Origin of the sequence: Enterobacter genomosp. S (assembly GCF_001631805.1) — a bacterium.
Taxonomy (GTDB): Bacteria; Pseudomonadota; Gammaproteobacteria; order Enterobacterales; family Enterobacteriaceae; genus Enterobacter; species Enterobacter quasihormaechei.
In genome coordinates this window covers 295,359-320,533 of record NZ_LVVA01000012.1, presented here as the reverse complement: position 1 = coordinate 320,533, position 25,175 = coordinate 295,359, and the positions used below count along the sequence as shown (strand labels likewise).

General features: G+C 56.5%; 24 protein-coding genes. 16 read left to right on the top strand and 8 right to left on the bottom strand.

From position 1 onward, the window contains the following. The first annotated feature begins 28 nt into the window (after positions 1-28). From folE to mglC, 6 genes are all read left to right on the top strand, one after another. Entirely contained in the window at positions 29-697 is a 669-nt protein-coding gene (gene folE, locus A3466_RS09160) for a GTP cyclohydrolase I FolE (RefSeq protein WP_063450320.1), read from the top strand. Positions 698-715: 18 nt separating this feature from the next. After that, on the top strand, positions 716-1,873 hold the full coding sequence (gene yeiB, locus A3466_RS09155) for a DUF418 domain-containing protein YeiB (RefSeq protein ID WP_063450319.1): 1,158 nt from the start codon (positions 716-718) through the stop codon (positions 1,871-1,873). A gap of 155 nt (positions 1,874-2,028) precedes the next feature. Beyond that, entirely contained in the window at positions 2,029-3,051 is a 1,023-nt protein-coding gene (galS, locus tag A3466_RS09150; RefSeq protein WP_063450318.1) for an HTH-type transcriptional regulator GalS, read from the top strand. Positions 3,052-3,345: 294 nt separating this feature from the next. Further along, positions 3,346-4,344: a galactose/glucose ABC transporter substrate-binding protein MglB gene (mglB, locus tag A3466_RS09145; protein WP_063450317.1), complete on the top strand. Its 999-nt coding sequence runs from the start codon at positions 3,346-3,348 to the stop codon at positions 4,342-4,344. Between the two features lie 79 nt (positions 4,345-4,423). Continuing rightward, positions 4,424-5,944, top strand: coding sequence for a galactose/methyl galactoside ABC transporter ATP-binding protein MglA (gene mglA, locus A3466_RS09140; RefSeq protein WP_063450316.1), 1,521 nt, complete (start codon positions 4,424-4,426; stop codon positions 5,942-5,944). Between the two features lie 15 nt (positions 5,945-5,959). Further along, complete coding sequence (gene mglC / locus A3466_RS09135; RefSeq protein ID WP_003859318.1) at positions 5,960-6,970, top strand: galactose/methyl galactoside ABC transporter permease MglC; 1,011 nt, start codon at positions 5,960-5,962, stop codon at positions 6,968-6,970. 127 nt (positions 6,971-7,097) lie between these two features. On the opposite strand, the gene sanA is transcribed toward mglC, so the two are convergent. The 4 genes from sanA to A3466_RS09115 all read right to left on the bottom strand — a co-directional run bounded on the left by sanA (position 7,098) and on the right by A3466_RS09115 (position 10,035). Then, positions 7,098-7,808: an outer membrane permeability protein SanA gene (sanA, locus tag A3466_RS09130; RefSeq protein ID WP_063450315.1), complete on the bottom strand. Its 711-nt coding sequence runs from the start codon at positions 7,806-7,808 to the stop codon at positions 7,098-7,100. 126 nt (positions 7,809-7,934) lie between these two features. After that, positions 7,935-8,819 (bottom strand): cytidine deaminase, encoded by an 885-nt coding sequence (gene cdd / locus A3466_RS09125; protein WP_063450314.1) that lies wholly within the window; start codon positions 8,817-8,819, stop codon positions 7,935-7,937. Between the two features lie 128 nt (positions 8,820-8,947). Beyond that, positions 8,948-9,643: a CidB/LrgB family autolysis modulator gene (locus A3466_RS09120; RefSeq protein WP_063450313.1), complete on the bottom strand. Its 696-nt coding sequence runs from the start codon at positions 9,641-9,643 to the stop codon at positions 8,948-8,950. Continuing rightward, positions 9,640-10,035, bottom strand: a complete 396-nt coding sequence (locus A3466_RS09115; protein ID WP_063450312.1) for a CidA/LrgA family protein — start codon at positions 10,033-10,035, stop codon at positions 9,640-9,642. The genes A3466_RS09120 and A3466_RS09115 overlap by 4 nt, the downstream gene beginning before the upstream one ends. 168 nt (positions 10,036-10,203) lie before the next feature. Here A3466_RS09115 and dusC point away from each other — a divergent pair, with 168 nt between their 5' ends. From dusC to A3466_RS09100, 3 genes are all read left to right on the top strand, one after another. Continuing rightward, a complete protein-coding gene (dusC, locus tag A3466_RS09110) occupies positions 10,204-11,139 on the top strand; it encodes a tRNA dihydrouridine(16) synthase DusC (protein WP_063450311.1) in 936 nt (311 codons plus the stop codon). A gap of 333 nt (positions 11,140-11,472) precedes the next feature. Beyond that, positions 11,473-12,891 carry a multidrug resistance outer membrane protein MdtQ gene (gene mdtQ, locus A3466_RS09105; RefSeq protein ID WP_063450310.1) on the top strand — a complete coding sequence of 473 codons (1,419 nt, stop codon included), beginning with the start codon at positions 11,473-11,475 and terminating at the stop codon, positions 12,889-12,891. 50 nt (positions 12,892-12,941) lie between these two features. Next, positions 12,942-13,706, top strand: a complete 765-nt coding sequence (locus A3466_RS09100; RefSeq protein WP_074160988.1) for an SDR family oxidoreductase — start codon at positions 12,942-12,944, stop codon at positions 13,704-13,706. A gap of 50 nt (positions 13,707-13,756) precedes the next feature. Here the strand turns inward: A3466_RS09100 and A3466_RS09095 are convergent, their stop codons facing one another. After that, positions 13,757-14,329 carry a DedA family protein gene (locus A3466_RS09095; RefSeq protein WP_063450308.1) on the bottom strand — a complete coding sequence of 191 codons (573 nt, stop codon included), beginning with the start codon at positions 14,327-14,329 and terminating at the stop codon, positions 13,757-13,759. Positions 14,330-14,486: 157 nt separating this feature from the next. Here A3466_RS09095 and A3466_RS09090 point away from each other — a divergent pair, with 157 nt between their 5' ends. Together A3466_RS09090 and pbpG are read left to right on the top strand one after the other, a co-directional pair. Then, positions 14,487-15,074, top strand: coding sequence for a Yip1 family protein (locus A3466_RS09090; RefSeq protein ID WP_063450307.1), 588 nt, complete (start codon positions 14,487-14,489; stop codon positions 15,072-15,074). A 167-nt stretch (positions 15,075-15,241) separates the two neighbouring features. Further along, positions 15,242-16,165: a D-alanyl-D-alanine endopeptidase gene (gene pbpG / locus A3466_RS09085; protein WP_063450306.1), complete on the top strand. Its 924-nt coding sequence runs from the start codon at positions 15,242-15,244 to the stop codon at positions 16,163-16,165. 99 nt (positions 16,166-16,264) lie between these two features. On the opposite strand, the gene A3466_RS09080 is transcribed toward pbpG, so the two are convergent. Both A3466_RS09080 and dld read right to left on the bottom strand, forming a co-directional pair. After that, entirely contained in the window at positions 16,265-16,819 is a 555-nt protein-coding gene (locus A3466_RS09080) for a GNAT family N-acetyltransferase (protein ID WP_063450305.1), read from the bottom strand. A 102-nt stretch (positions 16,820-16,921) separates the two neighbouring features. Next, positions 16,922-18,679 (bottom strand): D-lactate dehydrogenase, encoded by a 1,758-nt coding sequence (gene dld, locus A3466_RS09075; RefSeq protein WP_063450304.1) that lies wholly within the window; start codon positions 18,677-18,679, stop codon positions 16,922-16,924. A 189-nt stretch (positions 18,680-18,868) separates the two neighbouring features. Between dld and bglX the strand changes: the two genes are divergently transcribed. The 5 genes from bglX to A3466_RS09050 all read left to right on the top strand — a co-directional run bounded on the left by bglX (position 18,869) and on the right by A3466_RS09050 (position 25,054). After that, positions 18,869-21,166 carry a beta-glucosidase BglX gene (gene bglX, locus A3466_RS09070; protein ID WP_063450303.1) on the top strand — a complete coding sequence of 766 codons (2,298 nt, stop codon included), beginning with the start codon at positions 18,869-18,871 and terminating at the stop codon, positions 21,164-21,166. Between the two features lie 136 nt (positions 21,167-21,302). Next, complete coding sequence (gene osmF, locus A3466_RS09065) at positions 21,303-22,220, top strand: glycine betaine ABC transporter substrate-binding protein OsmF (RefSeq protein WP_063450302.1); 918 nt, start codon at positions 21,303-21,305, stop codon at positions 22,218-22,220. Between the two features lie 12 nt (positions 22,221-22,232). Next, positions 22,233-23,390, top strand: coding sequence for an ABC transporter permease (locus A3466_RS09060; protein WP_063450301.1), 1,158 nt, complete (start codon positions 22,233-22,235; stop codon positions 23,388-23,390). After that, positions 23,383-24,333 carry an ABC transporter ATP-binding protein gene (locus tag A3466_RS09055; RefSeq protein WP_063450300.1) on the top strand — a complete coding sequence of 317 codons (951 nt, stop codon included), beginning with the start codon at positions 23,383-23,385 and terminating at the stop codon, positions 24,331-24,333. Before A3466_RS09060 ends, A3466_RS09055 begins: the two co-directional genes overlap by 8 nt. Continuing rightward, a complete protein-coding gene (locus A3466_RS09050; RefSeq protein ID WP_063450299.1) occupies positions 24,317-25,054 on the top strand; it encodes an ABC transporter permease in 738 nt (245 codons plus the stop codon). The genes A3466_RS09055 and A3466_RS09050 overlap by 17 nt, the downstream gene beginning before the upstream one ends. Here the strand turns inward: A3466_RS09050 and A3466_RS22290 are convergent. After that, positions 25,029-25,142, bottom strand: coding sequence for a protein YohO (locus A3466_RS22290; protein WP_017383372.1), 114 nt, complete (start codon positions 25,140-25,142; stop codon positions 25,029-25,031). The genes A3466_RS09050 and A3466_RS22290 overlap by 26 nt on opposite strands. Positions 25,143-25,175 lie beyond the last annotated feature (33 nt).

Here is a 25,175-nt window from a genome sequence, read left to right as displayed (position 1 = left end):
AAAGACGCCACACCTGCAGGAGAAAAGAATGCCATCACTCAGTAAAGAAGCAGCCCTTGTCCATGAAGCGCTGGTTGCGCGCGGTCTTGAAACGCCACTGCGCCCGCCCGTGCAGGAGATGGACAATGTCACCCGCAAAAGCCTGATCGCCGGCCATATGACGGAGATCATGCAACTGCTGAATCTCGATCTGAGCGACGACAGCCTGATGGAGACGCCGCACCGCATCGCGAAAATGTACGTCGACGAAATTTTCTCCGGCCTGGATTACGCGAACTTCCCGAAAATTACCGTCATTGAAAACAAGATGAAGGTCGATGAGATGGTGACGGTACGCGATATCACGCTGACCAGCACCTGCGAGCATCACTTTGTGACGATCGACGGTAAAGCGACGGTGGCCTACATTCCAAAAGATACGGTTATTGGCCTGTCCAAAATCAACCGCATCGTGCAGTTCTTCGCCCAGCGTCCGCAGGTGCAGGAACGTCTGACGCAGCAGATCCTGATCGCGCTACAAACCCTGCTGGGTACCAACAACGTGGCGGTGTCCATCGACGCGGTGCACTACTGCGTGAAAGCGCGCGGTGTGCGTGATGCCACCAGTGCGACCACCACCACCTCGCTGGGCGGCCTGTTCAAATCGAGCCAGAACACCCGCCAGGAGTTCCTGCGCGCCGTGCGTCACCACAACTAATCAGACAGGGCAGGGACCATGGAGCGAAACGTCACGCTCGATTTTGTTCGCGGCGTCGCCATTCTCGGTATCCTGCTGCTGAATATCAGCGCCTTCGGTCTGCCGAAGGCCGCCTATCTGAATCCTGCGTGGTATGGTGACATCACGCGCAGCGATGCCTGGACGTGGGCAATTCTCGACCTCTTCGCTCAGGTGAAATTCCTGACCCTCTTTGCGCTCCTTTTTGGCGCGGGACTTCAGCTTCTCCTCAAACGCGGTACGCGCTGGATCCAGTCGCGCTTAACGCTGCTGGTTATCCTCGGCTTTATTCACGGGCTGCTTTTCTGGGACGGCGATATTCTGCTCGCGTATGGCCTGGTAGGCCTTATTTGCTGGCGGCTGATCCGCGACGCGCCCGGCGTAAAAAGCCTGTTTAATACCGGCGTGATGCTCTATGTCATGGGGCTGGCCGTGCTGCTGCTGCTCGGCATGATTGCCGATGACGCCACCAGTCGTTCGTGGATCCCGGATGCGGCCAACCTGCAATATGAGCAGTTCTGGAAGCTGAAGGGCGGCATGGAGGCGATCGGCAACCGGGCCGATATGCTCGGCGATAACCTGCTGGCGCTGGGCGCGCAATACGGCTGGCAGCTGGCGGGAATGATGCTGATGGGCGCAGCCTTAATGCGCACCGGCTGGCTGAAAGGGGAGTTTAGCCTGCGACACTATCGTCGAACGGGGGCAGGGCTGGTGCTGCTCGGCGTGATCGTCAACCTCCCGGCGGTAATTATGCAGTGGCATCTTCACTGGGATTACCGCTGGTGCGCGTTCCTGCTTCAGGTGCCGCGCGAGCTGAGCGCGCCGTTCCAGACTATCGGCTATGCGGCGCTGATTTACGGCTTCTGGCCGCGACTCTCCCGCCTGTGGATCGTCAGCGCGGTGGCCTGCGTTGGACGGATGGCGTTAAGCAATTACATTCTGCAAACCCTGATCTGCACCACGCTTTTCTACCGATTCGGCCTGTTTATGAAATTCGACCGCCTGACGCTGCTGGCGTTTGTTATTCCGGTCTGGATTGTTAACGTGGTGTTTTCCGTTGTCTGGCTGCGCTATTTCCGCCAGGGCCCGCTGGAGTGGGCATGGCGCCAGTTAACCGCCCTTGCGTCGGGCGCATCATTACGTAAAACATCCAGATAACGATCTGGATCACAATCATTAACAAAACGGATGTAAGCGTTTTCATCTGTGTGAGCTTCTTCACGTAGTCTCCTCTCTCTCGCTGCCAGAATAGCCACCTTGCTAAACACAGGGGGTGTCTGTGAGTTGCTGCAATCCTTTAAAGGATGGTGAATATGATCACCATTCGTGACGTCGCCCGCCAGGCGGGTGTTTCTGTTGCTACCGTCTCCCGCGTGCTGAACAACAGCGCGCTGGTCAGCCCTGAAACGCGTGAAACCGTAATGAAAGCCGTGACCCAGCTGGGGTACCGGCCAAACGCCAACGCGCAGGCGCTGGCGACGCAGGTCAGCGATACCATTGGCGTAGTGGTGATGGACGTGTCGGACGCCTTCTTCGGTGCGCTGGTCAAAGCGGTGGACGTTGTTGCCCAGCAGCACCAGAAATACGTGCTGATTGGCAACAGCTATCACGAGGCTGAGAAAGAGCGCTATGCCATTGAGGTACTGATCCGCCAGCGCTGTAACGCCCTGATTGTGCACTCTAAAGCCCTGAGCGATGAGGAGCTGGCCGGGTTTATGGAGCAGATCCCCGGTATGGTGCTGATCAACCGCATCGTCCCCGGTTACGCGCATCGCTGCGTTGGTCTGGATAACGTCAGCGGCGCAATGATGGCGACGCGGATGCTCATCAGTAACGGCCATCAGCGCATTGGCTATCTGGCTTCCAGCCACGGTATTGAAGACGACATGATGCGCCGTGAAGGCTGGCAAAATGCCCTGAAAGAGCAGGGCATTGCTCCCCTGGAGAGCTGGGTAGGCACCGGTTCGCCGGACATGCAGGGCGGTGAAGCGGCAATGGTTGAACTGCTGGGGCGTAACCTTCAGCTATCAGCCGTGTTTGCCTATAACGACAGCATGGCGGCAGGTGCGCTTACCGCGCTGAAAGACAATGGCATTGCGGTGCCACAGCATTTATCGCTGATCGGTTTTGATGATATCCCCATTGCCCGTTACACCGATCCGCAGCTGACAACGGTACGTTATCCCATTGCGTCGATGGCGAAACTGGCGACAGAGCTGGCGTTACAGGGGGCGGCCGGGCTGTTAGATCCTGACGCAACGCATTGTTTTATGCCGACTTTAGTACGCCGCCATTCGGTCGCTATTCGGCAAACTGTGGCTCCGATCACTAACTGATAACATCACGTGATGTAACCGTTTTCAATCTGTGAGTAAATTCACAGTATCTTAACAAGCCGCTGTCTATGATGTCAGCGTTTTAGGGGCTGAAACTCAATGTAACGGTGATTATTCACTTTTACCGTTGCCATAACGCCTCAGACAACGAATAAAACGCATTTCTGGAGCGTTACCGAACACGGAAGCTGGACATTTTATAAGTGAACGTCGGCGATCAGTAACGTTTTATTAACATCTGCCCGCCTGCCGTTTTTCACCAGAACTACCCTGCATAAAAAAACCGGAGATACCATGAATAAGAAGGTGTTGACTCTGTCTGCTGTCATGGCAAGCATGCTTTTTGGCGCAGCAGCCCACGCTGCGGATACCCGTATTGGCGTGACTATCTATAAATACGACGACAACTTTATGTCCGTTGTGCGCAAAGCAATTGAAAAAGATGCTAAATCAGCGCCAGACGTACAGCTGCTGATGAATGACTCCCAGAACGACCAGTCCAAACAGAACGATCAGATTGACGTTCTGCTGGCAAAAGGCGTGAAAGCGCTGGCTATTAACCTGGTTGACCCGGCCGCAGCAGGCACGGTTATCGAGAAAGCGCGCGGCCAGAACGTGCCAATCGTCTTCTTCAACAAAGAACCTTCCCGTAAGGCGCTGGACAGCTACGATAAAGCGTATTACGTGGGGACTGACTCCAAAGAGTCCGGTATTATCCAGGGCGATCTGATTGCGAAACACTGGGCGGCAAACCCGAACTGGGACCTGAACAAAGACGGTCAGGTGCAGTTCGTTCTGCTGAAAGGCGAGCCAGGCCACCCGGATGCTGAAGCCCGTACCACTTACGTCATCAAAGAGCTGAACGACAAAGGCCTCAAAACCCAGCAGCTGGCGTTAGATACCGCGATGTGGGACACCGCTCAGGCGAAAGATAAGATGGACGCGTGGCTCTCTGGCCCGAACGCGAACAAAATTGAAGTGGTCATCGCCAACAACGACGCGATGGCTATGGGCGCCGTTGAAGCGCTGAAGGCACACAACAAATCCGCCATTCCTGTCTTCGGCGTGGATGCTCTGCCAGAAGCGCTGGCGCTGGTGAAATCTGGCGCAATGGCCGGTACTGTGCTGAACGATGCTAACAACCAGGCGAAAGCCACCTTCGATCTGGCGAAAAACCTGGCCGATGGTAAAGGTGCCGCTGACGGAACCAACTGGAAAATTGAAAATAAAATCGTTCGCGTTCCTTACGTGGGCGTAGACCAGTCCAACCTGGCTGAGTTTATCGGTAAATAAGATTTTCGTTTTGTCTTCACTGGGCGCAATTCGTTGCGCCCTTTTATAACGCGATATGCGAGGCCAACAAGGTATAATTATGGTCAGCACAACTACTCAGCCGTCCGGTGAATACTTACTGGAAATGACCGGTGTCAACAAGTCATTCCCCGGGGTTAAGGCACTCGATAATGTTAATTTAAAAGTTCGTCCTCACTCTATTCATGCGTTAATGGGTGAAAACGGTGCGGGTAAATCAACATTATTAAAATGCCTTTTTGGGATCTATCAAAAAGATTCTGGCAGTATTCTTTTTCAGGGAAAAGAGATCGATTTCCATTCAGCGAAAGAAGCGCTGGAAAACGGTATTTCAATGGTTCACCAGGAATTAAACCTGGTTCTGCAACGTTCGGTTATGGATAATATGTGGTTGGGGCGCTATCCAACCAAAGGTGTCTTTGTCGATCAGGATAAAATGTATCGCGACACCAAAGCCATTTTTGATGAGCTGGATATTGATATCGACCCGCGCGCACGCGTCGGGACATTATCGGTTTCCCAGATGCAGATGATCGAAATTGCCAAAGCGTTCTCCTATGATGCAAAAATCGTGATCATGGATGAACCGACGTCGTCATTAACGGAAAAAGAGGTTAATCACCTTTTTACCATTATTCGTAAACTGAAAGATCGCGGCTGCGGCATTGTCTATATCTCACACAAAATGGAAGAGATCTTCCAGCTGTGCGATGAAATCACCATTCTGCGCGACGGCCAGTGGATTGCTACCCAGCCGCTGGAAGGGCTGGACATGGACAAGATCATCGCCATGATGGTCGGTCGTTCTCTGAACCAGCGCTTCCCGGATAAAGAAAACAAGCCAGGCGAAGTGATACTGGAGGTGCGTAACCTGACCTCGCTGCGTCAGCCGTCCATTCGTGATGTCTCTTTCGATCTGCACAAGGGCGAGATACTGGGCATCGCAGGGCTGGTAGGCGCGAAGCGCACCGATATCGTAGAAACCCTGTTTGGTATCCGTGAAAAGTCGGGCGGCACCATTACGCTTCACGGCAAGAAAATTAATAACCACAACGCTAACGAAGCCATTAATCATGGTTTTGCGCTGGTGACGGAAGAGCGCCGCTCGACCGGCATTTATGCGTATCTCGATATTAATTTTAACTCGTTGATTTCGAATATCCGTAACTATAAAAGTAAAATCGGCCTGCTGGATAATTCCCGTATGAAGAGCGATACCCAATGGGTTATTGACTCCATGCGCGTGAAAACGCCGGGGCACCGGACGCAAATCGGTTCACTCTCGGGAGGGAACCAGCAGAAGGTCATTATCGGCCGTTGGTTATTGACCCAGCCTGAAATCCTGATGCTGGATGAACCTACGCGCGGTATCGATGTTGGTGCAAAATTTGAGATTTACCAGCTGATCGCGGAGCTGGCCAAAAAAGATAAAGGGATCATTATTATTTCTTCCGAAATGCCGGAATTGTTAGGGATCACAGACCGTATTCTGGTTATGAGCAATGGTCTCGTTGCCGGTATTGTTGACACCAAAACGACAACGCAAAACGAAATTTTGCGTCTTGCGTCTTTGCACCTTTAAGATCAGGGGCTCCTCATGAGTGCGTTAAATAAAAAAAGTTTTCTCACTTATCTGAAAGAAGGCGGTATTTACGTTGTTCTTTTAGTCTTGCTGGCAATTATTATTTTCCAGGACCCTACGTTCTTGAGTCTGCTGAACTTGAGTAACATTCTGACCCAGTCTTCCGTACGTATTATTATCGCGTTGGGCGTGGCGGGGCTTATCGTTACCCAGGGGACTGACCTTTCGGCAGGGCGCCAGGTCGGTCTGGCGGCGGTCATTGCGGCGACCCTGTTGCAGTCGATGGAAAACGCCAACAAGGTGTTCCCGGAGATGGCGACCATGCCGATTTTCGTGGTGATCCTGATTGTGTGCGCCATCGGCGCAGTGATCGGCCTGATTAACGGCATCATCATTGCTTACCTGAACGTGACGCCATTTATCACCACGTTGGGTACGATGATCATCGTTTACGGTATTAACTCCCTCTACTACGATTTCGTCGGCGCGTCCCCGATCTCTGGCTTCGACAGCGGCTTCTCGACCTTCACGCAGGGGTTTGTTGCGCTGGGCAGCTTCCGCCTTTCTTATATCACCTTCTATGCGCTGATTGCGGTGGCGTTCGTCTGGATCCTGTGGAACAAAACCCGCTTCGGTAAAAACATTTTCGCCATCGGCGGCAACCCGGAAGCGGCGAAAGTCTCCGGGGTCAACGTTGCGCTGAACCTGCTGATGATTTATGCCCTGTCCGGTGTGTTCTACGCCTTCGGCGGGATGCTGGAAGCGGGCCGTATCGGCTCTGCGACCAACAACCTCGGCTTTATGTACGAACTGGATGCGATTGCGGCCTGCGTGGTCGGCGGCGTCTCCTTCAGCGGCGGCGTGGGCACCGTGCTGGGCGTGGTAACCGGTGTGATCATCTTCACCGTAATCAACTATGGCCTGACCTACATCGGCGTGAACCCGTACTGGCAGTACATTATCAAGGGCGCGATCATCATCTTCGCGGTTGCCCTGGATTCACTGAAGTACGCGCGTAAGAAGTAAGTTTTTCAGAATGAAAAGGCCCGCTCACGTAGCGGGCCTTTTTTTGCCCGGTGGCGCAATGCTTACCGGGCCTACAAAATCGCGATCGTAGGTCGGGTAAGGCGAAGCCGCCACCCGACATCAGTTATTACTTCTTCTGCATTTCCAGCAGCTGCTCCGGCGTCACCGCCGGATAACCTTGCGCATTCTCAGGCACTTCATGCATCGCCGGGATTGGCACCAGCGGGCCTAAGAAGCGCGGTTCACGCTTGAACAGGTACAGGTCAGCCAGCGCGCCAAAACGGGCGCCAAACTCACGTACGCGTACGCTCAGCATATCTTTTGGCGACGGCACGGCGTAGCACTGGGCCTGTATCCCCATATGGAGGGCGATAAACAGCGCCCGCTCGCAGTGGAAACGCTGGGTGATGATGATGAAATCGTTGGTGTCGAACACCTTGCGGGTACGCACGATGGAATCAAGGGTGCGGAATCCGGCGTAGTCGAGCACGATATCGGCCGGGTCGACGCCTGCGGCAATCAAATCTTTGCGCATCGTCACCGGTTCGTTATAGCTTTGCAGGGCGTTATCGCCGCTCAACAGCAGATAGTTCACCTTACCGCTGTTATAGGCGTTCAGTGCGCCCTGAATACGATATCGGTAATACTGATTGATGACGCCGGTGCGGTAATACTTGGCGGTACCAAGCACGACGCCAACCTGACGGTAGGGGAGGTCCTGAAGATCGTCAAAAATGTAGGGGGCTGTTTTCCAGCTCATCCAGCGGTCGAGACCCAGCACGATCAACAGCAGTATGCCGACCAGGACAGACAGGCTGTAAAACACGCGCTTTAACATGCAGATGGCTCGTACCGATGATGAAATTTCCCTCAGGCTACTGTACCCGCCTGGTTAGCGCAAGAAACAGCGAATCAACTGAGGGGTTTTTCGTCAGACTGGCGGGCATTTTGCCCGCCGGGACGATCAGGCAAGCAGCACGCGGTCGATGGTTGTACAGCCCAGCGCTTTCAGCGTGGCTGCGGTTGCGTCCCACTGGATCAGCGGCGCATCAGCAATTTCAGCCAGGATCGCGCGCTGAATATCCGGATAGTCATACCCGTTCAGGCTGAGCAGGTTCAGTGCGCCCTGTAGCGGAGGCAGCGTCGGGTTGAACGCGGCATTCTCAGCATAGCTTCCGGTGAAGATGCGACCGTCGCGGCACTGAAGGGCGACGCCGCTTGGGGATTTACTGTACGGCGTGTGGCTTTTGTTGGCGGCAGCAATGGCCGCTTCGCTGAGCGCATCCCCAGAGAGCGCATAACCGTGATCCTGCTCGTCCATCAGCAGGGTTTTGATCTCAAGATCTTTCGGGCCGAAAGCGTCGGGCAGGTAATCGCCCAGCGTATGCGGCGCGCGGCCCGGCAGGTTGATACGCAGTTCCAGTCCGCTGTTCAGCTCATTCATAAACTGGCGGCAGTGGCCGCAAGGGGTGTAGTTGACGGTGATGGCGCGCAGGGCTTTTTCACCGCGCAGCCAGGCGTGACTGATAGCGCTCTGCTCCGCGTGAACGGTTTGCTGCATGGTCGCACCGAGAAACTCCATATTCCCGCCGAAGTACCAGGTCCCGCTTACGCCGCGCGCAATCGCGCCTACGTTAAAATGGGAAAGGTCAGCGCGGGCGCAGGCAGCCGCCAGCGGCAGCAGGGCGAAAGCCAGCGCGTCTTCGTCCAGCCCCGTTGCCTGCTTAAGCGTCGTGACCTGATCTGCCATCAGCAGGGCGGGGAAATGCGCATCCGCCAGAACCGGAGCCAGGGCTGATTGCAAATTCTCTGCAAGCTGAGAGAAAGCAGCTTGAAAACGTGGATGCATGACGTTGCCTCATCAAGGTTAATGGATCGGTAGTGTACGGAGCCGAACGGCCTTTATATGTGATCCAAATCTCATTATGTGTGCAACTTATGAAATGAAAATGAAATTTGCGCGACGCATCGCAAATTTTAGCCCATTACGGCCAGAATAATCGGGAAGATGAACGGCGCGACCAGGGAGGTAATAATCCCGCAAATCACCAGCGCCAGCGAGCTGAATGCCCCTTCCTGATAATCCAGTTCCGCACAGCGCGCGGTGCCCAGCGCGTGCGAGGCGGTACCCATCGCCAGACCGCGCGCCGCTTTGGTGCGTATTTTCATGATGTTCAGCAGCGTATGCCCAAACACCGCCCCCAGGATGCCGACAAAAATCACGCATACGGCGCTAATGGCCGGAATGCCTCCGATGCTGCCGCCCACGGCCATGGCGATCGGCGTGGTCACGGATTTCGGCAGGATAGAGGCGGCAATCTGCGGCGACGCGCCCATCAACAGGGCCACTGACGTGCCGGTGATCATCGCCACCAGGCTACCCACAAAGCAGATGGTGATGATGGACTTCCAGCGCGCGCGGATCTGATGCAGTTGCTCATATAAAGGAAACGCCAGCGCCACCACGGCAGGCTGCAATAAATCGTTGAGGATTTTGCTCCCGGCGAAGTAACGTTCATAAGGAATGCCGGTGAACAGCAGAAAAGGAATGATCACCACCATGGCGACCAGCAGCGGGTTCAGCAGCGGCATTTTAAAACGAACCGCAAGCTTACGGGCAGCGAAGAACACTGCCAGGGTTAACGGCAGGGACCACCAGATATTTTCCATCATTTTTTTGTTTTCTCCCCAACCACTTTACGTTCGCCATGCACAATATGTGAGCTCCAGCTGACCACCAGAAAAACCACCAGCGTACTGATGGCGCAGGAGACGACTATCGGGCCGAATTGCGCTTTAAGCACATCGTAATACTGCATAACCCCAACGCCGATAGGCACAAAAAGCAGGGCCATATAGCGAATGAGAACGAAGCATCCCGGGTTGACCCATTTCGCGGGCAGCACCTGTAATGCCAGCAGCACAAAGAGGATCAGCATGCCGATAATGCTGCCGGGTATGGTAATCGGCAGCAGCGACGCGATAAAAATGCCGGCGTACAGGCAGGCATAAATCAGGACGAAGGCCCGAAGGTATTGCCAGAGAGTATTCAGTGATTTGCTCATGGTGAAAGTCCTTGCTGAGACGTATTCATCATACAATTAAACCTGAAAATGTGCCACGGATCACAACATGAATTTTGAGCATAACAGACATTCCTGAATGGAACGCCGGGCTTTCCACAGTCATAGAGAGCAGCTACTATAGCGCGTCTTTTTTCACAGGTACTCAGAATGCGTGTTTTACTGGCCCCGATGGAAGGCGTGCTCGACTCGCTCGTGCGCGAGCTGCTGACCGAGGTGAACGATTACGATCTCTGCGTGACGGAGTTCTTGCGCGTGGTCGATATGTTGCTGCCAGAAAAATCATTTTATCGCCTCTGTCCGGAGCTGCATCGGCAGAGCCGCACCCCCTCCGGTACGCTGGTGCGCATTCAGCTGCTCGGTCAGTATCCGGAGTGGCTGGCTGAAAACGCCGCCCGCGCGGTCGCGCTTGGCTCGTACGGCGTCGACCTTAACTGCGGCTGTCCGTCAAAGCTGGTTAACGGCAGCGGCGGCGGGGCAACGTTGCTAAAGGATCCGGAGCTGATTTATCGCGGCGCAAAGGCCATGCGTGAGGCGGTGCCATCGCATCTGCCGGTGACGGTCAAAGTGCGTCTGGGATGGGACAGCGGGGATAAGCAGTTTGAAATTGCCGATGCGGTGCAGCAGGCGGGCGCCACCGAGCTGGTGGTGCACGGGCGTACCAAAGAGGATGGCTACAAAGCCGAGCGCATTAACTGGCAGGCGATTGGCGAGATCCGCAAACGTCTTACCATTCCCGTTATCGCCAACGGCGAAATCTGGGATTACGAGAGCGCGCAGGCGTGCCTGAAAGCCACCGGCTGCGATGCGGTGATGATTGGACGCGGCGCGCTGAACGTGCCGAACCTCAGCCGGGTGGTGAAATATAATGAGCCGCGTATGCCGTGGGCTGAGGTGGTGAAACTCCTGCAAAAATACACGCGGCTGGAAAAGCAGGGCGATACCGGGTTGTATCACGTTGCGCGTATTAAACAGTGGCTGAGCTATTTGCGCAAAGAGTACGGCGAAGCGCTGGGGTTATTTCAGGAGATCCGTACGCTACAGACGTCTGCGGATATTGCCCGCGTCATCCAGTCGAAGGGCTGAGCCAGGCGTGAATACCTATGCCCGGCGCGCAGCCGGGCAGAAGAATCAGAAAATCATCTTGAATACGCCGGTTACCACCAGCAGCCCTATCAGAAATATAATCAAAATAACCCACAATAATATTTTCATTCGCCTCTCCTGCGTATGTCTGTCGTGAGTAAGTGTAGCAGCCAATTCATAATTAGCTTGAATGCATGAAATTAAATCATTGTCTTGGGGAATAAATTTCCGGATATGAAAATGTATAACATTATGCGGATTGCCACGCGTTACTAAAAAACGGAACGCCAGTAAGCGTAAGTTGCGCCTTTATTTTTTTGAGTGCATGGCGTAATGAAACGTTCCCTTACTTTATCTCTGAGTGCTCCCCTGATTTTTATGCTGGCCGCCTGTGCGCCAGAACATGCCACGGTGTCACCAATTAAAACGCAAGCCACCGCCGCCGCTGTAAATACCCAGCTGAACCATGCCGACTGGCCGAAAAGCGAATGGTGGAAAGATTATAATGACCCCCAGCTCAACTCGCTTATCGCCAAAGCGATAGCGGATGCGCCGGATATGGAAATTGCCCGGCAGCGTATCACCCTGGCGGAAGCGCAGGCGAAAGCCGCTGTCGCCGCTGATGGCCCACAGCTGGACTTTTCCGCAGATGTTGAACGGCAAAAGATGTCGGCAGAGGGGCTGATGGGACCGTTCGCCCTGACCGACCCGGCGGCGGGGACAACCGGCCCCTGGTATACCAACGGCACCTTTGGCCTGACGGCGGGTTGGGATCTGGATTTATGGGGGAAAAATCGCGCCCAGATTGAGGCCCGCATCGGTAAAGTGAATGCGCAAAAAGCGGAGCTGGAGCAGACCCGCCAGCTTCTCGCCAGCAGCGTCGCGCGGCTGTACTGGGAATGGCAGACCAAGGCCGCCGTGGGTGATGTGCTCGCGCAGATCAAACAGGAGCAGGAAAATATCATCGGCGCCGATCGTGAACTCTATCAGCACGGGATCACCTCCTCCGTAGAGGGCGTTGAAACGGATATCAATGCCAGCAAAACCGATGAACAGCTCGCTGACGTGCACGGCAAAATGAAGGCCATTGAAGCGCGTCTGAATGCGTTGACCAATACCCCTTCGATCACGCTCGCCCGGCATGCACTACCTGACGTAGAGGCGTCGCTGCCGTCAACGCTCGGCTATGAGCTGCTGGCTCGCCGCCCGGATTTGCAGGAGGCGCACTGGTATATCGAAGCGTCCATGAGCGAAGTAGAGGCCGCCAAAGCTGCGTTCTATCCCGACGTCAATTTGATGGCGTTCTTGCAGCAGGATGCGTTGCACCTGAGCGATCTGTTCCGCTCTTCCGCGCAGCAAATGGGCGTGACCGCGGGTCTGACCCTGCCAGTCTTTGACAGCGGTCGGTTAAATGCGAACCTGGATATCGCCCAGGCGCAGAACAACCTCTCCGTGGCGAACTACAACAAGGCCGTGGTGGAGGCGGTAAACCAGGTCGCCCGGACGGCGAGTGAAGTGGAAACCCTGACCGCCAAAAATCAGCACCAGCGGAAGGTCGAAAAAGACGCCGCACGCGTCGTTGGACTGGCGCAGGCGCGCTTCAGCGCGGGGATCATTGCCGGCTCCCGGGTGAGTGAAGCAAAAATTCCGGCGCTGAAAGAACAGATTGCCGGATTAATGCTGCAAGGCCAGTACGTGGACGCCACGCTACAGCTCACGTCCGCGCTGGGCGGTGGATATCACCACAGCTAAAATCGCGCATTATCTATACTTACCTCTTTGCAGATTTTCAGGAGGTGAGTATGACGCGAGTCGCAATTGTTACCGCATCGGATTCAGGTATTGGTAAAACGACGGCCCTGATGCTGGCCGAACGCGGGTTTGATATCGGGGTGACCTGGCATTCAGATGAAAAAGGGGCGCTGGAAACCTGCCGTGAGGTTGAAGCGCGCGGTCAGCGTGCCGAGGCCATCCATCTCGACCTGGGTGCTCTGCCGGAAGGCGCAAAGGCCATTGAAACGCTGATTTCCCGCTTCGGGCGGCTGGACGTGCTGGTTAACAATGCCGGGGCGATGAACAAAGCGCCTTTTCTGGAACTGTCATTTGATGACTGGCGAAACATTTTCACCGTTGACGTGGACGGCGCGTTTCTCTGCTCGCAAATCGCGGCGCGTCAGATGGTGAAGCAGGGGGAAGGGGGGCGAATCGTGAACATCACCTCGGTTCATGAACATACGCCGCTGCCGGATGCCAGCGCCTACACCGCCGCAAAGCACGCTCTGGGCGGGTTAACCAAATCAATGGCGCTGGAACTGGTGCAGCATAAGATCCTGGTGAACGCCGTCGCCCCCGGTGCGATTGCCACGCCGATGAACGATATGGACGACAGTGAAGTAAAAGAGGGAGCTATGCCGTCAATTCCGCTGGCGCGCCCCGGCCACACCAAAGAAATTGCCAGCCTGGTGGCCTGGCTATGCGACAGCGACGCCAGCTATACCACCGGACAGTCGTTTATCGTCGATGGGGGTTTTATGCTGGCGAACCCGCAGTTTAAGCCAGCGGAATAAGCATTCCCTTCACCCCGGGAGAGGGCCGGGGTGAGTACCGCAGGCCGCACTCACCCTTCATCCCGGCGCTTTTCACGATGCTTCAGCCACAGCCGCACCCCAATCACCGCCACAACCACCAGGATCAACCACGCCCAGTGCTTCAGGTGCTGGTCAAGATTATGCAGCCATGGGCCAATCACTTCGCCACCCGCGTAGCCAAGCGTGGTGAAAATCAACGCCCAGGCAATTGCCCCGATAATGTTCAGAGGCAGGAAAATTTTCGGCGGTAAGCGGCTCGCGCCAATCAGTATCGGCCCAATGATGCGAAAACCGTACATAAAGCGGGTGCCAATCACAAACAGATAAGGATGTCGCTGGATCAGCCGCTGGGCGCGGCGAATTTTCTTCTGATGTTTAGCAAAACGGTGCAAAATCGTCGGGCCAAAACGCAGCCCCAGAAAATAGAGCAGCTGATCGCCAATCATACCGCCTAATGCGACAGCGGCGACCACCAGCGGAAATTTCAGCAATCCCTGATGTGCGGCCACCCCGCCCAGCAGCGTGATGGTTTCGCCCTCTGCCACGCTGCCGATCACCAGCGCGGCGTATCCATATTGTTCAATAAGACCGTTGATATCCATTAAGTAAACGTCGTCTCCCTTACTGTGCCTGCGTTAATCATATACCCCATCCATCAACCGCGCGGCAATCAACGGAAATTTCCCACTGTACATAAAATAATCTAAAGCCTGCATTATACTTAAGCTATTGCTGACGGGCCGACAACAAGGGGGCGTTATGAACCATGTCTGGGGACTTTTCTCCCATCCCGATCGTGAAATGCAGGTGATCCGTAACGAGAACGAAACGGTCGCGCATCACTATACCCACCATGTCCTGCTGATGGCAGCGGTGCCGGTGGTTTGCGCGTTTATAGGTACTACGCAAATCGGCTGGAACTTTGGTGACGGCACCGTGGTTAAGCTTTCCTGGTTTACCGGACTGTGCATGGCCATTCTGTTCTATGGCCTGATGCTGGCCGGGGTAGCGGTGATGGGGCGGGTCATTCACTGGATGGCGCGTAACTATCCGCAGCGCCCGTCGCTGGCACACTGTATGGTCTTCGCCGGATACGTCGCGACCCCGCTGTTCTTAAGCGGTATTGTCGCGCTCTATCCACTGGTCTGGCTGTGCGCGCTGATCGGTACGGTAGCCCTCTTTTACACCGGTTATCTGCTGTACGTGGGGGTTCCCACCTTCCTGAATATCAATAAAGAAGAGGGCCTGAGCTTCTCCAGTTCAACGCTTGCCATCGGCGTGCTGGTCCTGGAGGCGCTACTGGCCCTGACGGTTATTCTCTGGGGTTATGGATACCGTCTCTTCTGAGTTCCCTGCATTGCTGGCGTAAATGCCAGCAATGCAGCATCTGGTCACGATTCTCCGCTGGCGACAACGCACAGTGGCCGCTATGATGCCAAAGCCAGCCTGCGTTTATACGTCGACGCAGGCGGTGTACGTCATCACGTGCGTGAATCATTATCAGAAGTCTCATCATGCTGAAATTCCGAGTGTCACTCCTTAGTCTTGCGCTACTGTTCGGCGTGTCCCCTACCGCGCCAGCCATCGCCAAAACGCCCGCAGTCGCAACAACCGCTGCGCAACCCCAGATTGCCTCCGGCAGTGCGATGATCGTTGATCTGAACACCAACAAGGTCATTTACGCCAGCCACCCGGATCTGGTGCGCCCGATAGCTTCCATAACCAAAGTCATGACCGCGATGGTGGTGCTGGATGCACGACTGCCGCTGGACGAAAAGCTGAAAGTGGATATCAGCCACACGCCAGAGATGAAAGGGATCTACTCTCGCGTGCGACTGAACAGTGAAATCAGCCGTAAAAATATGCTGCTGCTGGCGCTGATGTCCTCAGAGAACCGCGCGGCGGCGAGCCTCGCCCACCATTATCCAGGCGGCTACGACGCGTTTATCCGCGCGATGAACGCGAAAGCGAAATCGCTGGGGATGAAAAATACCCATTTCGTGGAGCCAACCGGCCTGTCGATCCATAACGTCTCGACGGCGCGTGATTTAACAAAGCTGTTGATCGCCAGTAAGCAATACCCGCTGATTGGTCAGCTCAGCACCACGCGTGAGGAGATGGCGACCTTCTCAAGCCCGGCGTATACGCTGCCGTTCCGCAACACTAACCATCTGGTGTATCGCGATAACTGGAATATTCAGCTAACCAAGACCGGATTCACCAATGCCGCAGGGCACTGCCTCGTGATGCGCACCGTGTTTAACGGTAAGCCGGTGGCGCTGGTGGTGATGGATGCCTTCGGCAAATACACCCACTTTGCGGATGCGAGCCGCCTGCGAACCTGGATTGAAACCGGGAAAGTGCAGCCGGTGCCGGCTTCAGCGCTGGCGTATAAGAAGCAGAAAGCGGAACAGATGGCGACGGCGCAGAACGACTGAGCCATTAGCGTGTGCCGGGTGGCGGCTTCGCCTTACCCGGCCTACAGCGGCCTCGACACGTAGGCCCGGTAAGGCGAAGCGCCACCGGGCGAAAGCGCCTTACTCAGGCAGCGTCCAGTCACCGTCGTTGAGCGGGCGCTGCATCATCACCGTATCCCGCCAGTCGCCTTTTTTATATCCCACACTTCTGAGCTGACCCACAATGTCGAAACCGTGCTTTTTATGCAGCCGCAACGACCCGGGGTTATTTTGCCCGTCGCCGACCACGGCAATCATCTGCCGCCACGGTCCTTGTTCACACCGGGCGATCAGCGCCTGGAGTAAGATCGAACCAAACCCGCGGCCGGTAGTGCTGGCATCCACATAAATGGATTCTTCAAGGGTATATCGATAAGCCTGGCGCGGACGATAAAACGTGGCGTAGCAGTAGCCGACGACGATGCCGCGATATAGCGCGACCAGCCACGGTAACCCGCTGTCGGTCACGTTTTTTATCCGCTGGCGCATCTCATCGACGGTTGGTGGAACTTCCTCAAAGGAGGCACGTCCATGAAGCACGTGCCAGGCGTATATTGCTGAGATAGCATGCGCATCGTCAGGAAGGGCGTCGCGCACCTCGATTTCGGTTTCGGGTAAAATTTCTACAGCCGACATGTTCTGCCCGCTCCTCGTTTGGCAAGCCAGAGAAACGTTTCTCTGGCAATAAGCCGTTACTCTAGTACGTTTGAGGAGCGCTTAACAATCTCTTAATTTTGGCTAGAGGCGTTCATCAGAGGATGGCGTAATGTGCTGCGCTGGTTCGGGATTCTCTTTCCAGTATTTCTTCCGCGTTGTCTTACCAATGCCGGGGTTCATACTGTTTGTCGGGTCATTTTTGCGATAAAACTGTGTAAGCGTCTCCGGCGCTTTATACAGATGCCCCACGTTGTGCTCGGCAGGATACTGTGCGCCACGCGCGTGCAGCAGCGCGAGCATCTGCTCTTTCAGCGCATGCGCATCAACGCCTTTTTTGACGATGTAATCCTGGTGGAAGACATAGCACATAAAGTGGCCGTAGTAGAGCTTATGCACCAGCTTGCTGTCGATCTCCGGCGGCAGGTGTTCAAACCACTCGGTGTCGTTGCGACGCAGCGCGATATCCAGCGCCAGAATATCTTCCACCTCTTCAGAATGGACGGCCTGATAACGGATAGCGGCACCCGCCGCGGCGAAGCGATGCAGGAAGGCTTTGCTGCCTTCTTCCGGCGTACAGGCGAAGAAATCCCCGTCGGCGGTTTTGAAGAACTCGGTAAGCCAGCTCTGCGCTTCGGCAATGCCGTCCCCGGCCATTTTCAGCAGCAGGTGGTGCTCATACTTGTCGCGCCAGGTCTTCATCCGCTCAGGTAAATGCGCCGGGAAGACGTTGCCCAGCTTCTGCATAAAGCGGTCGGTAAAGTGCGGCTTGAACAGCGACACTTTCTCCAGCATCGCGTCGGTGCGGCCCTTCATGGTGAAGAAGAATGGCATTTTGTCGGTGCCGAGCTTGTCGATCATCAGGAAGGTGTCTTTGCCGTAGCGTTCGGCGATGTCGTAAATGTCCCGGTGCATATACTCGCCCGCCACCGGCAGGTGCGTGAATTCGGCCAGAATATGACGGCGGATCTCCGTCAGCACCTCCGGCTGATTGGTGCCGATGTAAAACACCTGCTGCTTTTTCTCTGCCGGGAAGGTATCAAGGCGCACCGCAAACACGGCCAGCTTGCCCGCGCAGCCGGAGGATTCAAACAGGCGATCCGGATCGGCGTTATAGCGCGCCGGCGTATCGGCGTCGATATCACGCACACGGGTGATGTAATCGTGGTCATGCGCGTGGCGGCCATCGTGCTGAACGTCTTCATCCCTCACGCGGTCATCGTCGAGCTTGCTGAGGATCTGCTCTGGCGTTACGCCCAGATCGATGCCCAGATGGTTTACCAGCGTCAGCTTGCCGTTTTCATCGATACGGGCAAAGAGCGACATTTCCGTGTACGCCGGGCCGCGCTGCACCAGCGAGCCGCCGGAGTTGTTGCAGATCCCGCCGATCACCGAGGCGCCAATGCACGACGAGCCGATCACTGAGTGCGGTTCGCGTCCCAGCGGCTTAAGCGCTTTTTCCAGCGAGTAGAGCGTGGTGCCGGGGAAGGCGAGCACCTGTTCGCCTTTGTCCAGCAGGTGCAGCTTGTCGAGGCGCAGGGTGCTAATAATCACGATGTCACGATCGTAATCGTTGCCGTTGGGCGTGGAGCCTTCGGTCAGGCCGGTATTCGCAGCCTGCATTAAAATAATCTTGTCTGCCGCAACGCAGGCGCTCAGCACGCGCCACAGTTCGAGCAGCGTGCCGGGGAAGACCACCGCCAGCGCGTCGCCCTGTCCGGAGCGAAAGCCCTTACGGTAGCGGGCGGTTTTGGCCGGGTCGGTAAGCAGGTGAGAGTGACCCACCAGGCGCGACAGTTCGTTAATAAAAGTAGTGTTATCGTCAGTTCGAACAGAAGACATCTTCCACTCCTTGTGGTGGGGCAAATTTCTCGCTGTAAAGCATAGCGCGATTAGCCGTTAAGCGGTCGGGTATTCATGAGAAAAATCAGAGAATAACCCTGCACGGGTTTACGGGTTTGTGGCACACTGCGATTTTCGTACGGTCTGGCCGGGTGCTTCCCGCGGTTATTGATGAGAGAGAATAACAACATGAAATGGCTATGTTCTGTAGGTGTCGCCGTCAGCCTGGCGCTGCAACCTGCGATGGCAGAGGATTTGTCTGGTAATCACCCGCTCACGCCTGAAGCCCGCGACGCCTTTGTCACGGATTTACTCAAAAAGATGACGGTCGATGAGAAAATCGGCCAGCTGCGCCTGATCAGCGTCGGCCCGGATAACCCGAAAGAAGCGATCCGCGAGATGATCAAAGAGAGCCAGGTCGGAGCGATTTTTAACACCGTTACCCGTCAGGATATCCGCGCCATGCAGGATCAGGTGATGCAGCTCAGCCGCCTGAAAATTCCTCTCTTCTTCGCCTATGACGTCGTGCACGGCCAGCGTACCGTCTTCCCGATCAGCCTTGGCCTGGCCTCCTCGTTTAATCTTGATGCGGTGAAAACCGTCGGGCGCGTATCGGCATATGAAGCCGCAGACGACGGCCTGAACATGACCTGGGCGCCGATGGTTGACGTCTCTCGCGATCCGCGCTGGGGCCGCGGCTCGGAAGGCTTTGGTGAAGATACCTTTTTAACCGCTACGATGGGCAAAACCATGGTGGAAGCGATGCAGGGCAAAAGTCCGGCAGATCGTTACTCGGTGATGACCAGCGTCAAGCATTTCGCCGCCTACGGCGCGGTGGAGGGCGGCAAAGAGTACAACACCGTCGACATGAGCCCACAGCGTCTGTTCAACGACTATATGCCGCCGTATAAAGCGGGGCTGGACGCGGGCAGCGGCGCGGTGATGGTGGCGCTGAATTCCCTCAACGGTACGCCTGCGACCTCCGATTCCTGGCTGCTGAAAGACGTCCTGCGGGACCAGTGGGGCTTTAAGGGCATCACCGTTTCCGACCACGGCGCGATTAAAGAGCTAATCAAGCACGGCACGGCGTCCGATCCGGAAGACGCCGTGCGCGTGGCGCTCAAGTCCGGCATCAACATGAGCATGAGCGACGAGTACTACAGCAAATACCTGCCGGGGCTGGTGAAGAGCGGCAAGGTAACGATGGCGGAGCTGGACGATGCCGCGCGCCACGTGCTGAACGTGAAATATGACATGGGGCTGTTTAACGATCCGTACAGCCACCTGGGGCCGAAAGATTCTGACCCGGTGGATACCAATGCCGAAAGCCGCCTGCACCGCAAAGAAGCGCGCGAAGTGGCGCGCGAAAGTCTGGTGCTGCTGAAAAACCGTCTCGAGACGCTGCCGCTGAAAAAATCCGGCACCATTGCCGTGGTCGGCCCGCTGGCCGACAGCAAGCGTGACGTGATGGGGAGTTGGTCTGCTGCGGGCGTGGCCGATCAGTCCGTCACGGTGCTGACCGGCATCAAGAGCGCCGTCGGTGAAAACGCCAAAGTGGTGTACGCCAAAGGGGCGAACGTCACCGATGATAAAGACATCGTTACCTTCCTTAATCAGTATGAGGAAGCGGTGAAGGTCGATCCGCGCACGCCGAAGGAGATGATTGACGAAGCGGTAAACGCCGCGAAGCAGTCTGACGTGGTGGTCGCCGTGGTGGGGGAAGCGCAGGGGATGGCGCACGAAGCCTCCAGCCGTACCGACATCACCCTACCGCAAAGCCAGCGCGACCTGATCGCGGCCCTTAAAGCCACCGGCAAGCCGCTGGTGCTGGTGCTGATGAACGGTCGTCCGCTGGCGCTGGTGAAAGAAGACCAGCAGGCTGATGCCATTCTGGAAACCTGGTTCGCCGGTACCGAAGGGGGTAACGCCATCGCCGACGTGCTGTTTGGCGATTACAACCCGTCAGGCAAGTTGCCGATGTCCTTCCCACGCTCCGTCGGGCAGATCCCGGTTTACTACAGCCACCTGAACACCGGCCGCCCGTACAACGCCGACAAGCCGAACAAGTACACGTCTCGTTATTTCGATGAGGCGAACGGCCCGCTGTATCCGTTTGGCTATGGCCTCAGCTACACTACGTTTAAGGTCTCTGACGTGAAAATGTCGGCTCCGACCCTGAAGCGTGATGGCAGCGTGACCGCCAGCGTGGATGTGACCAACAGCGGCAAGCGCGAAGGCGCGACGGTGATCCAGATGTACGTGCAGGACGTTACGGCCTCCATGAGCCGTCCGGTGAAACAGCTGCGCGGCTTCGAGAAGGTCAACCTGAAGCCGGGCGAAACCAAAACGGTCAGCTTCCCGATTGACGTGAATGCGCTGAAGTTCTGGAATCAGCAGATGAAATACGATGCCGAGCCGGGCAAATTTAACGTCTTCATCGGCGTGGATTCCGCCCGCGTGAACAAAGCCGAATTCGAACTGCAATAATCCTACCTTCCTTCCCATCCCCCGCCCGGCGGGGGATGCCTCTCATCTTGTACTAAAAACGGTTAAATTCCCTATTTTAAGCTACGCTTTTCTCTCAAGCCTATGAAAAAGGCCGCAAAATAATGAGGAAAGTAGAATGACGATGATTAAGGGGATAACAGGATCGGCAGTGATTCTGGCGGCGCTAAGCCTGCCGCTACAGGCCGCAGAGCCGGTTAAAGTGGGGTCCAAAATTGATACCGAAGGCGCGTTGCTCGGCAATATCATTTTGCAGGTGCTCGACAGTCACGGCGTAAAAACGATCGATAAAGTTCAGCTTGGCACCACCCCTGTCGTGCGCGGTGCCATCACTTCCGGCGAGCTGGATATCTACCCCGAATACACCGGCAATGGGGCATTCTTCTTCAAGGATGAAAATGATCCGGCCTGGAAAAATGCCAAAGCCGGGTACGAAAAAGTCAAAAAGCTGGATGCGGAAAAAAACAGGCTGGTCTGGCTCACGCCGGCACCCGCTAACAACACCTGGACCATCGCGGTGCGCAAAGATATCGCCGAGAAAGGCAAGCTCACCTCGCTTGACGATCTCAGCCGCTACCTGAAAGAGAAGGGCGAATTTAAGCTCGCGGCCTCGGCCGAGTTTATCGAGCGCGCGGATGCCCTGCCGGCGTTTGAAAAAGCCTATGATTTCAAGCTCGATCAGGCGCAGCTGCTCTCCCTGGCGGGCGGCGACACGGCGGTAACCATTAAGGCCGCAGCGCAGCAAACCTCCGGCGTCAACGCGGCGATGGCCTACGGCACCGACGGCCCGGTCGCGGCGCTTGGCCTGCAAACCTTAACCGACCCGAAAGGCGTTCAGCCGATTTACGCCCCAACCCCGGTCGTGCGTGAGGCGGTCCTGCAAGCCTACCCGGATATCGACAAATGGCTGAAACCGGTGTTTGAAAAACTGGATGCGAAAACGCTGCAACAGCTGAATGCCAGCATTGCCGTTGAGGGGCTGGATGCCAAAAAAGTGGCCGCCGACTTCCTGAAACAACAAGGGCTTGTGAAGTAACGGGATAAGGCTGTGCCAATAAAATGTCATAACCGCGTTCTGCTGCTGTTGGCCTGCGTGGCCATCGCGGCGGTCGCGTTACCTTTTGTCAATGTCGCACCAAACCGCCTGGTGTCAGGCGAACCGCACGCGCTCTGGCAGATGTGGTCGTTTACGCCGCTGCTGCTGGGCGCGGCGCTGGCGAGCGCGCTGGTATTATCGTTCTCGCCAGGACGTGCCGCACTCTGGCTGACGCTGCTTCTCTGTGAAGCGTTGTTTATCGTGCTGTTCTGGAGCGCAGGGCAGGCGGCAACGCTGATGGCCTCGGTTGAAAGCCCGCTTGCGCGCACGTCGATTGGCAGCGGCCTGTGGCTGTGGCTGGCGCTCTGCCTGCTGGCCTGTAGCGACGCCATTCGCCGTCTGACGCCGCAGCCCGTCTGGCGCTGGCTGCTGAATGCGCAATTCTGGATTATTCCTCTGCTGATCCTCTTCAGCGGCGATCTGAATCAGCTCTCGCTGTTAAAAGAGTACGTCAACCGCCAGGAGGTGTTTGACAACGCGCTGGTGCAACATCTGACGATCCTGTTCGGGACGCTGATCCCGGCCCTGCTGCTGGGCGTGCCGTTGGGCATGTGGTGCTACCGGCATCCCAGCCGTCAGGGCGCCGTCTTTACCGTCCTCAACGTGATTCAGACCATCCCCTCCGTTGCCCTGTTTGGCCTGCTGATTGCCCCCCTTGCCGGTCTGGTGAAATCCTTCCCGGCGTTGGCCGCGGCGGGCATTGCCGGAACCGGGCTGACGCCAGCGCTCATCGCCCTTGTGCTGTATGCGCTATTGCCGCTGGTGCGCGGGGTGGTGGCGGGGTTAAGCCAGGTCCCGCCCGACGTGCTGGAAAGCGCCCATGCGATGGGGATGAGTGCGCGCCAGTGTTTCTGGAAAATTCAGCTGCCGCTTGCGCTTCCGCTGCTGGTGCGCAGCCTACGGGTAGTGACGGTGCAAACCGTAGGGATGGCGGTGATTGCAGCGCTGATCGGTGCGGGCGGTTTTGGAGCACTGGTCTTCCAGGGGCTGCTCAGCAGCGCGCTGGATCTGGTGTTGCTGGGCGTCGTACCCACGATTGCGCTGGCGGTTGTGCTGGATGCCTTATTTGCCCTGTGGCTCGCGCTGCTCGGGAGAAGAGCCAATGATTGAATTTCATGATGTCAGTAAAACCTTTGCGGGCCGTCCGGCGGCAAGCCACCTTAATCTGCACTTTGCCGAAGGGGCGTTCTCGGTACTGATCGGGACGTCGGGGTCGGGAAAATCCACGACGCTGAAGATGATCAACCGGCTGGTGGAACACGACAGCGGGACGATTCGCTTTGCCGGAGAGGAGATCCGCAGCCTGCCGGTGCTGGAGCTGCGGCGTCGTATGGGCTACGCCATTCAGTCCATCGGCCTGTTTCCCCACTGGACGGTGGCGCAGAACATTGCCACCGTGCTACAGCTGGAAAAATGGTCCCGGGCGAAAATCAACGCGCGCGTCGACGAACTGATGGCGCTGCTGAGCCTGGACACGTCGCTTCGCGACCGCTACCCGCACCAGCTTTCCGGCGGGCAGCAGCAGCGAGTCGGGGTGGCGCGCGCGCTGGCCGCTAACCCGCAGGTCCTGCTGATGGATGAGCCCTTCGGCGCGCTGGATCCGGTCACCCGCGGCGCGCTTCAGGCCGAGATGAGCCGCATCCACCGCATTCTTGGGCGCACGATCGTGCTGGTGACGCATGATATCGACGAGGCGCTGCGGCTGGCCGATCGCCTGGTGCTGATGGATCACGGTGAAGTCGTCCAGCAGGGTACGCCGCTTGAACTGTTAACGTCACCGGCAAACGATTTTGTACGTGAGTTTTTTGGCCGCAGCGAGCTGGGCGTCAGGCTGCTTTCTCTGCGCACCGTCAGAGATTATATGCGTCCGCAGGATGGGCCGGTCAACGGCGAACCGCTGCACGATGGGATGAGCCTGCGCGATGCCCTGTCGGCGTTTGTCGCCCGGCAGTGCGAAGTATTACCCGTAGCGGACGGGCAGGGAACGCCTTGCGGGACGATCCATTTTCGCGATCTGCTGGCGGGGGAGGTGACGCGTGAAGTGGGTTCGTGATCCGTTACTCTGGCTGACAGGGCTGTTTATCGCCTTACTCTACCTGATGCCGCACAGCGCGGCGCTGTTTAATACGCTCTTCCCTGGGCTACCGCGTCCGGTATACCAGCAGGAGAGCTTTGTTAATCTCACCCTGGCACACTTCTGGCTGGTGGCGGTGTCAAGCGTGATTGCCATCGTGCTCGGCGTTGGCGCCGGTATTGCGGTGACACGGCCAGCGGGCAGGGAGTTTCGCCCGCTGGTGGAGACCATCGCCGCAACGGGGCAGACCTTCCCGCCGGTGGCCGTGCTGGCGATTGCCGTACCGGCGATCGGTTTTGGGCAGGAGCCTGCCATCATTGCGCTGATTTTGTACGGCGTGTTGCCGATTCTGCAAGGGACGCTGGCGGGCATTGCGGCGGTGCCGGCATCGGTGCTGAGCGTAGCGGAAGGGATGGGGATGAGCGCCTGGCAGCGGCTGGTTAAGGTAGAACTGCCGCTGGCCGCACCGGTGATTATCGCTGGCGTACGCACGTCCGTGATTATCAACATTGGTACGGCAACCATCGCCTCGACGGTCGGGGCGAACACGCTGGGGACGCCGATCATCATCGGACTAAGCGGATTTAATACGGCTTACATTATTCAGGGTGCGGTGCTGGTTGCGCTGGCGGCGATTGTGGTGGATCGCCTGTTTGAACGCCTGGCTGGATACCTCAGCCAACACCGCCGCGAACAATAAAGGAATACCCTGCCAGCATAACGCCACCGATACCGCTGATGGCCATCAGTGCAAAAAGGGTAATTACGGCCAGTTTCGTTGCCTTCATCATGTGCTCCTCTTGTTAACGGAACAATTATAC